The organism is Sphaerotilus sp. (assembly GCF_031429695.1).
Classification (GTDB): domain Bacteria; phylum Pseudomonadota; class Gammaproteobacteria; order Burkholderiales; family Burkholderiaceae_C; genus Sphaerotilus.
In genome coordinates this window covers 18,190-31,817 of record NZ_JANPAB010000038.1, presented here as the reverse complement: position 1 = coordinate 31,817, position 13,628 = coordinate 18,190, and the positions used below count along the sequence as shown (strand labels likewise).

Annotated in this window: 14 protein-coding genes and 1 pseudogene; 9 read left to right on the top strand and 6 right to left on the bottom strand. The window is 66.5% G+C overall.

The genetic code is table 11. The features are described from left to right. The first annotated feature begins 5 nt into the window (after nt 1-5). The 3 genes from RMP06_RS07190 to RMP06_RS07180 are packed head-to-tail and all read left to right on the top strand — an operon-like array spanning nt 6 to nt 2,756. Complete coding sequence (locus RMP06_RS07190; protein ID WP_310461092.1) at nt 6-941, top strand: ABC transporter permease subunit; 936 nt, start codon at nt 6-8, stop codon at nt 939-941. Continuing rightward, nucleotides 938-1,780: an ABC transporter permease gene (locus RMP06_RS07185; RefSeq protein WP_310461091.1), complete on the top strand. Its 843-nt coding sequence runs from the start codon at nt 938-940 to the stop codon at nt 1,778-1,780. Before RMP06_RS07190 ends, RMP06_RS07185 begins: the two co-directional genes overlap by 4 nt. 4 nt (nt 1,781-1,784) lie before the next feature. Further along, a complete protein-coding gene (locus RMP06_RS07180; protein WP_310461090.1) occupies nt 1,785-2,756 on the top strand; it encodes a glycosyltransferase family 2 protein in 972 nt (323 codons plus the stop codon). Here RMP06_RS07180 and RMP06_RS07175 read toward each other — a convergent pair. Beyond that, entirely contained in the window at nt 2,680-3,114 is a 435-nt protein-coding gene (locus tag RMP06_RS07175) for a GtrA family protein (protein WP_310461089.1), read from the bottom strand. The two genes, RMP06_RS07180 and RMP06_RS07175, sit on opposite strands and share 77 nt — an antisense overlap. Here RMP06_RS07175 and RMP06_RS07170 point away from each other — a divergent pair. Further along, on the top strand, nt 3,113-4,021 hold the full coding sequence (locus RMP06_RS07170; RefSeq protein ID WP_310461088.1) for a ChbG/HpnK family deacetylase: 909 nt from the start codon (nt 3,113-3,115) through the stop codon (nt 4,019-4,021). The two genes, RMP06_RS07175 and RMP06_RS07170, sit on opposite strands and share 2 nt — an antisense overlap. On the opposite strand, the gene RMP06_RS07165 is transcribed toward RMP06_RS07170, so the two are convergent. After that, entirely contained in the window at nt 3,933-5,573 is a 1,641-nt protein-coding gene (locus RMP06_RS07165; protein WP_310461087.1) for a glycosyltransferase family 39 protein, read from the bottom strand. The two genes, RMP06_RS07170 and RMP06_RS07165, sit on opposite strands and share 89 nt — an antisense overlap. 58 nt (nt 5,574-5,631) lie before the next feature. Here RMP06_RS07165 and RMP06_RS07160 point away from each other — a divergent pair, with 58 nt between their 5' ends. The 3 genes and pseudogenes from RMP06_RS07160 (at nt 5,632) to RMP06_RS07150 (ending at nt 7,622) form a co-directional block, all read left to right on the top strand. Then, nucleotides 5,632-6,579, top strand: a complete 948-nt coding sequence (locus tag RMP06_RS07160) for a DMT family transporter (RefSeq protein WP_310461086.1) — start codon at nt 5,632-5,634, stop codon at nt 6,577-6,579. Nucleotides 6,580-6,668: 89 nt separating this feature from the next. Beyond that, nucleotides 6,669-7,013 (top strand): annotated as a pseudogene (locus tag RMP06_RS07155) (MarR family winged helix-turn-helix transcriptional regulator); the annotation flags it as partial. A gap of 183 nt (nt 7,014-7,196) precedes the next feature. Continuing rightward, complete coding sequence (locus tag RMP06_RS07150) at nt 7,197-7,622, top strand: organic hydroperoxide resistance protein (RefSeq protein ID WP_310461115.1); 426 nt, start codon at nt 7,197-7,199, stop codon at nt 7,620-7,622. A gap of 31 nt (nt 7,623-7,653) precedes the next feature. On the opposite strand, the gene RMP06_RS07145 is transcribed toward RMP06_RS07150, so the two are convergent. Further along, nucleotides 7,654-8,640 carry an asparaginase gene (locus RMP06_RS07145; RefSeq protein WP_310461085.1) on the bottom strand — a complete coding sequence of 329 codons (987 nt, stop codon included), beginning with the start codon at nt 8,638-8,640 and terminating at the stop codon, nt 7,654-7,656. Between the two features lie 83 nt (nt 8,641-8,723). Between RMP06_RS07145 and lexA the strand changes: the two genes are divergently transcribed. After that, nucleotides 8,724-9,416, top strand: coding sequence for a transcriptional repressor LexA (gene lexA, locus RMP06_RS07140; RefSeq protein WP_310461084.1), 693 nt, complete (start codon nt 8,724-8,726; stop codon nt 9,414-9,416). Between the two features lie 200 nt (nt 9,417-9,616). Continuing rightward, the gene (locus tag RMP06_RS07135; RefSeq protein WP_310461083.1) at nt 9,617-9,820 is read left to right on the top strand and encodes a hypothetical protein; all 204 of its coding nucleotides are present in this window, start codon (nt 9,617-9,619) and stop codon (nt 9,818-9,820) included. A 70-nt stretch (nt 9,821-9,890) separates the two neighbouring features. Here RMP06_RS07135 and phbB read toward each other — a convergent pair whose 3' ends face one another. The 3 genes from phbB to phaC all read right to left on the bottom strand — a co-directional run bounded on the left by phbB (nt 9,891) and on the right by phaC (nt 13,613). Further along, nucleotides 9,891-10,628, bottom strand: coding sequence for an acetoacetyl-CoA reductase (gene phbB, locus RMP06_RS07130; protein WP_310461082.1), 738 nt, complete (start codon nt 10,626-10,628; stop codon nt 9,891-9,893). A gap of 52 nt (nt 10,629-10,680) precedes the next feature. Next, the gene (locus tag RMP06_RS07125) at nt 10,681-11,859 is read right to left on the bottom strand and encodes an acetyl-CoA C-acetyltransferase (RefSeq protein WP_310461081.1); all 1,179 of its coding nucleotides are present in this window, start codon (nt 11,857-11,859) and stop codon (nt 10,681-10,683) included. Between the two features lie 86 nt (nt 11,860-11,945). Further along, nucleotides 11,946-13,613, bottom strand: coding sequence for a class I poly(R)-hydroxyalkanoic acid synthase (gene phaC / locus RMP06_RS07120; RefSeq protein ID WP_310461080.1), 1,668 nt, complete (start codon nt 13,611-13,613; stop codon nt 11,946-11,948). Between the last annotated feature and the right edge of the window lie 15 nt (nt 13,614-13,628).

The window sequence follows — 13,628 nt, the reverse complement described above, 5'->3', positions numbered from 1 at the left end:
CGACCATGACCCCGGCCACCCCGTTCCAGCGACTGCGGTCCTTCTTCAGCGGCCGCAGCCTCGTCATCGGCATGCCCTTTGTCTGGCTGCTGGTGTTCTTCCTGCTGCCCTTCCTCATCGTGCTGCGCATCAGCTTCGCGGAGATGGACGGGGCGCGGGTCAGCGACCTGTTCACCTTCGCGAACAACGAGCTGTTCATGAAGCTCAAGCTTCAGAACTTCCTCACCATCGTGCAGGACGATCTGTATCTCGCGACCTATGCCCAGTCGCTCCTGTATGCAGGCATCACGACGCTGGTGTGCCTGTGCATCGGCTACCCGTTCGCCTATTTCATGGCCCGCGCGCCCGGCACCGTCCAGCCGCTGCTGCTGATGGGCGTGATGCTGCCGTTCTGGACCAGCTTCCTGCTGCGCGTGTACGCCTGGAAAGGCCTGCTCGACGCCGACACGGGCTGGGTCGGCACCTTCCTGAACACGGTCGGCGCTGACAAGCTGTTGCTGCCCCTGGGGCTGGTTTCGGCGGAGGGGCAGTACATGTACACACCCTTCTCGCTGCTGCTGGGCATGGTCTACACCTACCTGCCCTTCATGGTGTTGCCGCTGTACGGCACGCTGTCCAAGCTGGACCTGCGCCTGCTCGAAGCCGCGCAAGACCTGGGCGCGACGCCGTGGCAGGCGTTCTGGCGCATCACGGTGCCGCTGTCCAAGGGCGGGATCATTGCGGGCGCAATGCTGGTGTTCATCCCATGCGTCGGCGAATACGTGATCCCGGAGCTGCTCGGCGGCCCGGAGACGCTGATGATCGGCCGCGTGCTGTGGGACGAGTTCTTCAGCAACAACGACTGGCCGATGGCGTCGAGCGTGGCGGTGACGATGGTGCTGCTGATCATCGTGCCGCTGGCGATCTTCAACCGCAACCAGAGCCAGGGAGCCGCCCAGTGATCGTCACCCCTGCCGGACGCTGGACGAGCTGGATCTGGCTGACCGCCGGTTTCGTCTTTCTCTACCTGCCCATCATCGCGCTGGTGGTCTACAGCTTCACCGACTCGCCGGTGCCGAACGTCTGGGCGGGTTTCTCGCTGCGCTGGTACGAGAAGCTGGTGGGCGACGAAGACATCCGCAACGGCTTGTTCCTGTCGCTGGAGATCGCCGCAGCCTCGGCCACTGGTTCGGTGGTGCTGGGTACGCTGGCGGCGTTCACGCTGGAACGTTATCCGCGCTTCAAGGGCCGCACGCTGTTCTCCGGCATGGTGAACGCGCCGCTGGTGATGCCCGAGGTGATCGTCGGGCTGTCGCTGCTGCTGATGCTGGTGTCGATGCAGCGGCTGTTCGGCGTGCCAGAACGCGGCATCGTGACGATCTGGCTCGGCCACATGCTGGTGGGCATGGCGTATGCGACCGTCGTGATCGCCGCCAGGCTGCGCGACCTGAACCCGCAGTTCGAGGAAGCCGCGCAGGACCTGGGTGCCCGTCCGCTGCAGGTGTTCTTCCTCGTCACGCTGCCGATGGTCGCGCAGTCGATGCTGGCGGCATGGCTGCTGACGTTCACGCTGTCGCTGGACGATGTGGTGATGTCGGCCTTCCTGTCCGGACCCGGTTCCACGACGCTGCCGCTGGTGATCTTCTCTCGGGCACGGCTCGGGCTGGACCCGACGGTGAACGCGCTGGCCACGGTCGTGATCATGGTGGTGGCGGTGTTTGTCGTGGTGTCGAGCTACATGATTGCGCTGCGCGAGCGGCGGCTGCAGCTGGAACAGCAAGCGGCACTGAAAGGCGGTTGATCCGGTGGAACGCCTCTGCGCCAGCATCAGCCTGGTCATCCCCTGCTACAACGAGGCCGGCAATCTCGACCCGCTGCTAGGCCGATGCACCGCGGTGCTGGACGCACTGGGAATGGCCTGGGAAATCCTGCTCGTCGACGACGGCAGCCGCGACAACACCGCCTTGCAGCTGGCGCACTGGTCCATGCGGGATCCACGGGTGCGCGCCCTGCTGCTTTCACGCAATTTCGGCAAGGAAGCCGCGCTGAGCGCGGGGCTCGATGCCGCGCGGGGACAAACCGTCGTGCTGATGGACGCCGACCTCCAGCACGAGCCGGAGCTGGTGCCGGTCATGCTGGCGCGCTGGCAGGCCGGCATCGACGTGGTCTACGCACGCCGCAAGGACCGGCGTGACGAACCGTGGTTCAAGCGCACCTTCACGCGGCTGTACTACCGCATGCTCAACGCCACGCACCCGCGGGTGAAGATCCCGGCCGATGCGGGGGATTTCCGGCTGCTCGATCGGCAGGTGGTGGACGCGCTCAAGTCGCTGCCGGAACACAACCGCTTCATGAAGGGCATGTACGCCTGGGTCGGGTTCCGCTCGGAAGAGCTGCCCTATACGCCCCAGGCCCGCGCCAGCGGCCGCAGCCACTACAACCTGCACAGCCTCGTCAGCCTGTCGTTGAGCGGCATGACGGCCTTCACCACCTGGCCACTGCGCGCATCGAGCGTGGTCGGGATCAATCTCGCGCTGCTGGCGTTCTGCTACGGCGGGTATCTGGTGCTGGACTACTGGCTGTTCGGCGCCGAGGTCTCGGGCTGGACCACCATCGTGGTGAGCACGATGCTCTTCTCGGGGGTGCAGCTGCTCAGCCTGGGCGTGCTCGGCGAGTACATCGCGCGCATCTACGAGGAGGTCAAGGGGCGTCCGCTCTACATCGTGCAGCGGCGGCTGGGCGAGGGTCTGCCGGCCGAAACGCCCACCAGCGACTGACCACGAAGGTCACCATCGCCAGCCCGACCAGCACCAGCCCGAGTGCCACGTCATAGCGCAGCCCCCCCATGCGCAACACGACGGCATAACTCAGCTCGTTGAGCACGAAGCCCCCCAGTGACACCAGGCCGAAGCGCCACAGGCTTTGTGCGGTGTCCCGGCCAGAGGTGGCCGCGAAGGTCCAGTGCCGGTGTCCGCTGAAGGAGACGCCAAATGCGATCATCCAGCCCACCACATTGGCGCCCAGCGGCGCCAACCCCAGGATCTCCACGGCCAGCCGCACAACGCCCCAATGCACCGCAGCCGCGGTGGTCCCCACGGCGATGAAGCGCACGCCTTGCCAACGATCATTCGACATGCACGACATCCTAGCCTCCACCCGACCATGCCGACGCCTGGCCGTCTGCGTCGACGACTACGGCCTGCACAGCGGCATCGACGAGGCCAGTGTGCAGCTCGCGCTGGCTGGTCGCATCAGTGCGGTCAGCGTGATGAGCGACGGCCCGACCTGGCCGGCCAGCGCAGCCCCCCTGCGCACGGCTGCGCAGACCCGGACGGTTGATGTGGGTCTTCACCTGAACCTGACCGAGGCGCTGCCCGGTGTGGCGGGCGAGCCCTTGCAGCGCGTGATCCTGCGCGCCGGCCTGCGCTGGTTCGATGCCCGCGCGCTGCGGCGCCGGATCGAGCAGCAGCTTGACCGGTTCGAAGCCGGCTGGGGCGCCGCACCTGACCATGTGGACGGCCACCAGCACGTGCACCAGCTGCCGCAGGTTCGCCGCGTCCTGCTGGAGACGCTGGAGGCACGCTTTCCGGATGTCGCCCGGCGCCCATGGCTGCGCGCCAGCCGGGCACCCGCCAGCGCGGAGCTGCCGCTGCGGCGAAAGGCGGACGTGATTTCCTGGCTGGGTGCGGCGGAACTGCAGCGCGAGGCCACGCGGCGCGGCTGGCAGTCCAATGGCCATCTGCTGGGCGTCTATGGTTTCGACGCCGATGCAGCGGGCTACCGGGCGCTGCTGCAACACTGGTTCGCGCTGGCGCAGGACGGCGACCTGCTGATGTGCCACCCCGCCAGCCACGCACCCGTGGACGACGTGATCGGTGCGGCCAGGCAGGTGGAGTGGGCCGTGTGGCAATCCGATGCGCTGCCCGGTGACTTGGCGCAGGCCGGCGTGCAGATCACGGCGCTGGGCAGCGCGCTGGCGGAACGATCATCCAGTGGAGCGTCTGGTGCGGAGCCTTCTGCTGCGCTGGTACATCAAATCTGAACTCACCGCGCACGACCGGGCCGGATGACCACTCGTCCAGATCCGGCGGCGAACCCAGGCGCACCGCCAAGTGTCCAGCCTCGGCGAATGCTGACGGCTGCAGCCACGGTGTGTGCAACAGGTTGTCGTCGATCACCGCGGGGTGGTCTGCGGCATACAAGCCCACGATGCCGGCCTCGAAGCCCGGTCCACGCACGAACCTCAGCGTGCAACCGGCCGGAACCGCCTCCAGCCACCGCTGGTGCACGGCATCGGCCATCGCCTGCGCGGGGTAGAACTCGTCGAGCCGCGTCCGGGACGAACTGGCTAGCGCGGTCCAGCGCAGCGCGGTATAGGCCAGCGCGAACGCGCTGTGCAGCACCAGCGCCACGGCCACCCAGCGGCGCCAATCCCTCCGCACCGCCCTCGGCCACAAGGCTGCGGCTGCAATCCCGAGAAACTGGAAGGTCTGGATGCCCCAGTGGTCCTGGAGCCGCAGTCCGCCCAGCAAGGCGGCGATCAGCACGCCAGCCACCGGCACGCCGAGCAAGCTGCTGATCCAGATCCACTGAGGCTCCGGACGAGGCTCGGCACTCGCCTGCCCCAGAGCGCCGGACAATGTGCCGCCCGGCCGGCACCTCGACCACCACGCCATGGCCATCAGCATCAGCAACGCCGGCGTGAGCACCCGCAACTGAATCAGCAGAAACTTGCCGATGCCGCCCAGCCGTTCGCCTGGGGACTGCGAAACACCGGCCTGTGTGGCGTAGGCGACCGTACTCCAGCCGTGTGTCGCCACCCAGGCCACATGCGGCGCCAGGATCAGCAGGGCCAGCGACACCGCCAGAAACAGCCCGCGGCGGTTCGCGGGCCGCGCCAGCGCCCCACTGCGCCACATCGCCACCACCACGCCCAGCAGCGGCAACGCCGCCTGGTACTTCGACAGCAAGGCCAGCCCGGACACGACCCCCAGCAAGATCCAGCGGACGGTCTGCTGCCGTGCGGGGCGAGTCACTTCAAGCTGGGTTGCGCGCAGTGCCAGCAGCACCGCCGCCGACACGCACAGCACCAGCACCGAGTTGTGGTTGAACAGCTGCGCCTTGCCCATGAAGCCCTGCTGCAGCCCGGCGAACAACACCGCCAGCGCCGCCCGGTCCTCGCCGATCAGCCAGCAAGCCACCCGCCACGTCAGCACCAGATTCAGTGCGATGCACACCGCCGCCAGCAGCGACGGCCACCACGGGTGCATGCCACCGAGGCGGATGGCCCCGGCCAGCAGCCAGCTCGGCAGCGGCGGGTGCTTGTGGTAGCCCCATTCGAGCGACTGCGCCCAGGCCAGTTGCTCGAAATGGTCGCCGTACTGCGCCGTGTTGCTCAGCCACGCCACCAGCACCCAGACCAGCACCAGCCCGGCCGCCAGCAGCGGTGGATGGCCCAGCCAGTGGCCCGCCGTCGACCGCAATCCCGTCGCCGGAATCCAGGGCACCCGCAGCCGATCGGACACCAGCGCAAGGTATCCACCCGCCACGGCGCCCACAAGCTCGCGGTTACCATCCACACGACTGTTCTTCATTTTCGGAACTGCTTCACAAAACGACATCTTTCGAAACAGTGGATTGTCCTGCATTCGAATGACATCTAGACACACGCACTTCCCCTCATCCTCGGCGCGCTGGGCCTATGCCTGTCTGGCTGCCAGCATGGCGCTCGTGGGCAGTTACGTGGGCTTGTCCAAGCTGCTGGTGGCGGTGTTTCCGATTTTCCTGCTGGCGTGGCTGCGGTTTGGCATTGCCGCGGTGGCCATGGCGGGGTGGGTGCGCCGGCCGACCAGCGAGGCGCCGATGTCGCGCCATGACCGGGTGTTGTTGTTTTTCGAAAGCTTTCTCGGCAACTTCCTGTTCTCGGTCTGCATGCTCTACGGGGTGGCGATGAGCACGGCGCTGGCGGCCGGCGTGGTCATGGCGGCGCTGCCCGGCGTGGTGGCGCTGATGTCGCGGGTGTTTCTCGGTGAACGCCTCACCGGGCGTGTGCTCGCCGGCATTGCCTGCGCCGTGGGCGGCATCGCGCTGGTCTCCTGGAGCAAGCAGCATGGCGCGGCGGCAGGTGACGCCCTCCCCTCGGCGGCCGAAGCGTCACGCATGGCGCTGGGCAACGTGCTGCTGGTCGGTGCGGTGTTCTGCGAAGCGAGCTATGTCGTGATCGGCAAGAAGCTCTCGGGCACCCTCGGCCCACGGCGCATCAGCGCGCTGGTCAACCTCTGGGGACTGGCGCTGGTCACGCCGCTGGGGCTTTGGCAGGCGCTGTCGTTCGATTTCAGCAGCGTGACGCTGCCCACCTGGACCTTGCTGCTGTTTTACGCCATCGCGGCGAGCATGGTCACGGTCTGGCTCTGGATGACGGGGCTGCGGCATGTGCCAGCCGCGCGCGCCGGAGTGTTCACGGTGATGTTGCCGGTGTCGGCGGCGGCGGTGGGGGTGCTGCTGCTGGGTGAGTCCTTCAGCGCGGCGCAGGTTGGCGCGTTCGCGCTGGCCTTGCTGGGTGTGCTGCTGGCCACCTGGCCTGAGCGTCGGTCCGCCTGACGGTCCGCACGCAGGCCGCGGCCCTCTGTGCGGGGAAACAATTCCACATTGCCATCAATTGTATTGTGTGCAATTAAACTGTGCGCATCATGCAGAATGCGAACCACACCAGCCCACAAGGCGACGATCGCGACGACCGGGATACCCCCGACTGGCTCGCCCTCGACCGCCAGCTGTGCTTCGCGCTGTATTCCGCCTCGCTGGCGATGACCAAGCGCTACCGGCCGCTGCTGGAGCCGCTCGGGCTGACGTATCCGCAGTACCTGGTGATGCTCGCGCTGTGGCAGCGCGACGGCCGCAGCGTCGGTGCGCTGGGCGAAGCGCTGTCGCTCGACTCCGGCACGCTCACCCCGCTGCTCAAGCGCCTCGAAGCCGCTGCGCTGATCCAACGACAGCGCAGCAACACCGACGAACGGCGTGTCGAGGTGTACCTCACCGCTGCCGGGATCGCCTTGCGCCAGCAGGCCGAGGCCATCCCGCCCCAACTGGCGTCGTCCGTCGGCTGCTCGCTCGACGAGATCGGTGCCCTCACCGGCGAGCTGCACCGGCTGCGCCAGGCACTCGCCCAATTCCGTTCCCCGTTCCCCGTTCCCCACCCCAACCTGAAAGGTTGCTCCATGTCCCTCGACAAAGTCCTCTACACCGCCCGCGCCTCTGCCACCGGAGGCCGTGACGGCGGTGCATCCACTGACGACAGCCGCCTGAGCGTCAAGCTCTCCGTGCCCAAGGGCCTCGGCGGCGACGACGGCGCCGGCACCAACCCCGAGCAGCTCTTCGCTGCGGGCTACGCCGCCTGCTTCCTGGGCGCGATGAAGTTCGTCGCCGGCCAGAAGAAGGTCGCCCTGCCGGCGGCCACCACGATAGCATCGGAAGTCGGCATCGGCCCGATCCCGACTGGTTTCGGTATCCAGGTGACGCTGAACGTCAGCATTCCGGGCATGGACCGCGACAGCGCCGAGGGCATCGTGCAGGCCGCGCACATCGTCTGCCCCTACTCGAACGCCACCCGCGGCAACATCGACGTCACGCTGAACGTGGTCTGACCCAGCGCGAGGCCTGCCGGGGCCGCGCCGCTCACGCCCGCCGTGACAACAGCCGCAGCAGGATCTCGACGCGGGCCTGTACCGCGGTGAGCGCACCGGCGTCGGGCACGAGATCGTGCCCGGTCGGCACGATGCACCCCGCCCCACCCCGCAGCGCGCGCACCACCGCCACCCCGGCGGATTGCGCCCGCAGCAGCGCCGTCTGCAGATCGTGGTGGACGGTGCCATTGCCAGTAGCGGCGACGACCAGGCCCTGGACACCCGCCTCCATCAGCAGGTCCACCACCCGGCCGTCTGCGCCAGCGTGGCTCATGACAATCTGCACCTCCGGCCAGATGTCGGCGGCCAGCACGTGCAGACCCAGCGGCGTGCCCGTCGGCCAGTCACGCAGCATGCGCACCCGGCCTTCCTCGACATGCGCCAGCGGGCCTGCATCGCCCGCATCGAAGGCATCCGGCCGGTACGGATGGACCTTGCGCACCTCCGATCCCAGCCAGACCTTGCCGGCCAGCACCGCCACCACCCCGCGCGCGCCGGGTGATCCGGCCACGGTCACGGCATCCGCCAGATTCTGCGGCCCGTCCGGCTGCGCCGCACTGGCCGGACGCATGGCCGCCGTCAGCACCACCGATTTGCCCGGCGCGAGCACCCGCTGCAGCAGGTAGGCGGTTTCCTCCAGCGTGTCCGTGCCGTGGGTGACGACAATGCCGTCCACCTCGGGGCGGTCCAGGTGGATCTGCACCCGCTCGGTCAACCGCCGCCACACGGCGTGGCTCATGTCCTTGCTGTCGATCTGGGCGACCTGTTCCGATTCGATCGACCAGCCCTCTTCGCAGCGCCGGCGCAAGGCGGGCACAGCGGCGAGCAATTGCGCCACCGCCACCTGGCCGGCCGTGTAGCCCACGTTGTCCTCGGTACTCGCCGCGGTGCCTGCAATCGTGCCACCCGTACCCAGCACGACGATGCGTCTTGGCAGGGTTGCAGCGCTGGAACGGGGAGTCGAATCAGTACTTGTCATTTGCGAATCGCTGGATAAAAATACAGGTACTGGACGTTTTCTCAGTCAACGCCCAGGCAACGTCACCGCCTAGCGAGGAACCCGTGGACGACAGCCCCAAGCTCACCAGCCGACAGCAGCAGATTCTGGAGCTGATTCAGCGCACGATCGAGCGCACCGGCTCGCCGCCGACCCGGGCAGAAATCGCGTCCGAGCTGGGCTTCCGCTCTCCCAATGCCGCGGAAGAACACCTCAAGGCGCTGGCCCGCAAGGGGGTCATCGACCTCGTGAGTGGCACCTCGCGGGGCATTCGGGTCAAGTCTGACACATTGCGCAGGCTCAACGCCTCGCGCCTGCGCAGCATCGACGAGATGGCGTTCGAGCCGGTGCCGGCCGCGCTGCTGTCGCTGAATCTGCCTCTGGTGGGTCGGGTGGCCGCCGGCAGTCCGATCCTGGCGCAGGAGCACATCGAGCGCACCTTCGCGGTCGAGTCCTACCTGTTCGCCCGCAAGCCGGACTATCTGCTCAAGGTCCGCGGCATGAGCATGCGGGACGCCGGCATCCTCGACGGCGATCTGCTGGCAGTCCAGAAAGCCAGCGACGCCAAGAACGGGCAGATCGTCGTGGCCCGCCTGGGCGACGAAGTGACGGTGAAACGGTTCCGACGCACTGCAGCGGGCGTCGAACTCATTCCGGAAAACCCGGATTTCCAGACCATCCAAGTGCCCACCGGCAGCACCGACTTCAGCCTGGAAGGACTGGCGGTTGGTCTGATCCGGAACACGCTGCTGGGTTAACCCGGCCACCCGAGAGGGTTGGGCGCGTGTCAACGCGCAGTCAAGTCGTTCCCAAGCTGGTCGATAGACCTGGTCATGTGCCAGCTCTGCCGACCTCCAGGAGGTCATCCATGCATCCACGGTTTACCCCGTTGCGCCATCGGCGTGCAGCACGGCACACGCCGATTTCCGCGCACACTCTGCGCTCGCTGGGGCGGCGCATGAGCCAGCCGCCATCGATCGATTCTGTTCTGGCCGATCTGCATTCCGTTGCATCCTCCGCCGAGCCGACCGCTGCACCGCGCCCACCCGAATCGGAAGGCGTGCATCTGCGCATCGATCCGCAGGACCACCAGCGCGTGCGCATCAGCGGCAGCATGCGCGAGGTGTGTGCGGCGCTGGACGCACTGATCGCCGTGCAATGAAAAAAACCGGGCAAGCCCGGTTTCTCGAATCAGCTTCGGCGTAGCTGGCCAAAGACCAGCATGGAGCCAATCAGCCCATGTGCAGACCGCCGTTGCAGCTGAAATCAGCGCCGGTGGTGAAGCCCGAGTCCTCGCCCGCCAGCCAGGCAACGATGGAGCCGATTTCTTCCGGCGAACCCAGACGCTTCACCGGGATGGTGGCGACAATCTTCTCCAGCACTTCGGGCTTGATGGCGCGGACCATGTCGGTGCCGATGTAGCCGGGGCTCACGGTGTTGACCGTGACACCCTTGTTGGCCATTTCCTGCGCCAGGGCCATCGTGAAGCCGTGCATGCCAGCCTTGGCCGCCGAGTAGTTGGTTTGACCCGACTGCCCCTTCTCGCCATTGACCGAGCTGATCTGGATGATCCGGCCCCAGCCCTTGGCCACCATGTCCGCCACCACTTGCTTGGTGACGTTGAACATGCTGTTCAGGTTGGTGTCGATGACCATGTCCCAGTCTTCACGGGTCATCTTCAGGAACATGCGGTCCTTGGTGATGCCGGCGTTGTTGACCAGCACGTCGATGATGCCGTGCTCGGCCTTGGCGCGCTCGAAGGCTTCGACCGTCGAATCCCAGCTCGCCACATTGCCCACCGAGGCGTGGAAGGTGAAGCCGGCGGCGGCCTGCTCATCCAGCCACTTCTGGGCATCGCGGGTCGGGCCGCAACCGGCGATGACCTTGAAGCCTTCCTTGTGCAGGCGACGGCAGATCGACGTTCCGATGCCACCCATGCCGCCGGTGACGTATGCAACTTTTTGACTCATGTGTCTCTCCTCGTGGTGTGAAAACTGGTGTTGCGGTGCCGTCAAGACGCGCTCAACGCTCGACCGTGAGCGCCACACCCATGCCGCCGCCGATGCACAGCGAGGCGATGCCCTTCTTCGCGTCGCGGCGCTGCATTTCGTGCAGCAGCGTGACGAGAATCCGGCAGCCGGACGCACCGATCGGGTGACCGATGGCGATGGCGCCGCCGTTGACGTTGACCTTGCTGGTGTCCCAACCCATTTCCTGGTGGACGGCGCAGGCTTGTGCGGCGAAGGCTTCGTTGATTTCGAGCAGGTCCAGATCGGCCGGCGACCAGCCCGCGCGCTGCAGCGCCTTGCGGGCAGCGGGGACCGGACCCATGCCCATGTAGGCGGGGTCGAGACCGGCGCTGGCGTAGCTGGCGATGCGGGCCAGCGGGGTCAGCCCGAGGGCCGCTGCCTTGGCCGCCGACATCAGCACGACCCCCGCGGCGCCATCGTTCAGACCCGACGCATTGCCGGCCGTGACGCTGCCCGTCTTGTCGAAGGCGGGGCGCAAACCAGCCAGTGCTTCAGCGGTGGAGCGGCGGTTGATGAACTCGTCGCTGTCGAAGACGACCGGATCGCCCTTGCGCTGCGGGATCGACACGGCGGCGATCTCGTCCTTGAACCTGCCGGCCTCCTGGGCGGCAGCGGCCTTCTGCTGCGAGCCCAGCGCCAGCGCGTCCTGCATCTCGCGGGTAACGCCGTACTTCTTGGCGATGTTCTCGGCGGTGGTGCCCATGTGGTACTGGTTGTACACGTCCCACAGGCCATCGACGATCATCGAATCGACCATCTTCCAGTCGCCCATGCGCTGGCCATCACGGGAGCCAGCCAGCACGTGCGGGCTCATGCTCATGTTTTCCTGGCCACCGGCGATGACGATTTCGCTGTCACCGTCGCGAATGGCCTGGGCACCCAGCATCACGGCCTTCAGGCCGGAGCCGCAGACCTTGTTGATGGTCATGGCCGGCACACCCTGCGGCAGGCCGGACTTGATCACGGTCTGCCGCGCGGGATTCTGGCCGGAGCCGGCAGTCAGCACCTGGCCGAAGATCAGCTCACCAATCTGCTCGCCCGACAGGCCCGAGCGCTGCAGCAGTGCGCGCACCACGGTGGCGCCGAGTTCCGGTGCGGCGGTCTTGGCCAGGCTGCCACCAAATTTTCCTACCGCGGTGCGGGCGGCGGCGACGATCACGATGTCAATCATGCAATTCTCCAAATACAAAAACTAGAAGTCGGTTCAAGTGTCCGGGGACGTCGACACTCTATCCCAGACTGTCGCCAAACTGACAATCAGACTTTGGCTTTCACATAGCGGCCGGGAGCCGGTTCGATCGCCTTGTACTTGCGGCTGCCGAAGGCCTTGGGCGCAGCTTTCTTCTTGCCGGCGTACTTGGCCAGCCACTCGGACCAGTCGGTCCACCAGCTGCCCGGATGGCTGGTGGCGGCTTCCAGCCACGCATCGGCCGAGTCGGCAGCGGCCTCGTTGGTCCAGTAATTGCGCTTCTTCTTGGCGGGTGGGTTGACAACGCCGGCGATGTGGCCGGACGCGCCCAGCACAAAGCGGTGCGGGCTCTTGAAGATGCGCGTGCTCTGAAAAGCCGAATCCCACGGCACGATGTGGTCTTCACGCGACGCATAGAGGTAAACCGGCGCCTGGATCGCGCCGAGATCGATCTTCTCGCCGCACACGGTCAGCGCACCGGGCACCTTCAGCTCGTTTTGCAGGTAGGTGTGGCGCAGGTACCAGCAATACATCGCGCCGGGCAGGTTGGTGCTGTCGGAATTCCAGTACAGCAGATCGAACGGCGGTGGCGTCTCACCTTTCAGGTAGTTGCCCACCACGTAGTTCCAGACCAGATCGTTCGGGCGCAGGAAACTGAAGGTGCTCGCCAGTTCCTTGCCTTTGAGCATGCCGGGGCCTTGCGGCGCGTCCGGCCCGATGGTCATTTCGCGCAGCCGCACAGAGCCCTCGTCGACAAAGATGTCGAGGATGCCGGTGTTGCTGAAATCCAGCAGCGTGGTCAGCAGCGTCAGGCTCGCGGCGGGGTGTTCACCCCGCGCAGCCAGCACGGCCAGCGCAGTGGACAGGATCGTGCCCCCGACGCAGAAGCCCAGCATGTCCAGCGTCTCGGCACCGGTGATCTCCTGCGTGACGCTGATCGCCTTCAGGACCGCCTGCTCGATGTAGTCGTCCCACGTCATGGCCGCCATGTCGTCGGTCGGATTGCGCCAGCTCACGACAAACAAGCGGTGGCCCTGTTCGACGGTGTAGCGGATGACCGAGTTGTCGGGCTGCAAGTCGAGGATGTAGAACTTGTTGATGCACGGCGGCACGAACAGCATCGGCTTGTCGTAGACCTGTGCGGTCAGCGGCTTGTATTCGATGAGCTGAAACAGCGCGTTCTCGAACACCACGGTGCCTTCGGTGGTGGCCACATTGCGGCCCACCTCGAACAGCGACTCATCGGTCTGCGAGACATGGCCCTGCTTCAGGTCGCCGAGCAGGTGGTTCATGCCCTGCGTCAGGCTCTCGCCCTTGGAGTCGACCGCCTTTTTCAGGGCTTCCGGGTTGAGCGCGAGGAAGTTGGATGGCGCAGCCGCATCGACCCACTGCTGAACCGCGAAGCGGATGCGGGCACGGGTTTTCTCGTCCCCCTGGACCACTTCGGACAGCGCCATCAAGGTGCGCGCGTTGAGCAAGTAGGTGGCGGCGGCTAAACCGGCCATCGGGTTGTCGCTCCACTCCGGTGCGGAAAACCGCCGGTCCTTGGGCAGCGTGACCTTGCCGCCCGCACTCAGACTGGAGTTCCAGATCTCGCCGGCACTGCGCAGGTAGTCACCCTGGATGCGCGTGAGTTCGGCCGGTGGAATCTGCAGTTGCGACAGGGTCTTGAACAGACCGGCGACGTCCTGCCCCAGGTCGGGCGCATTGAACATAGGCTTGCCAAACGGGTTCATTCATCTGCTCCGGTG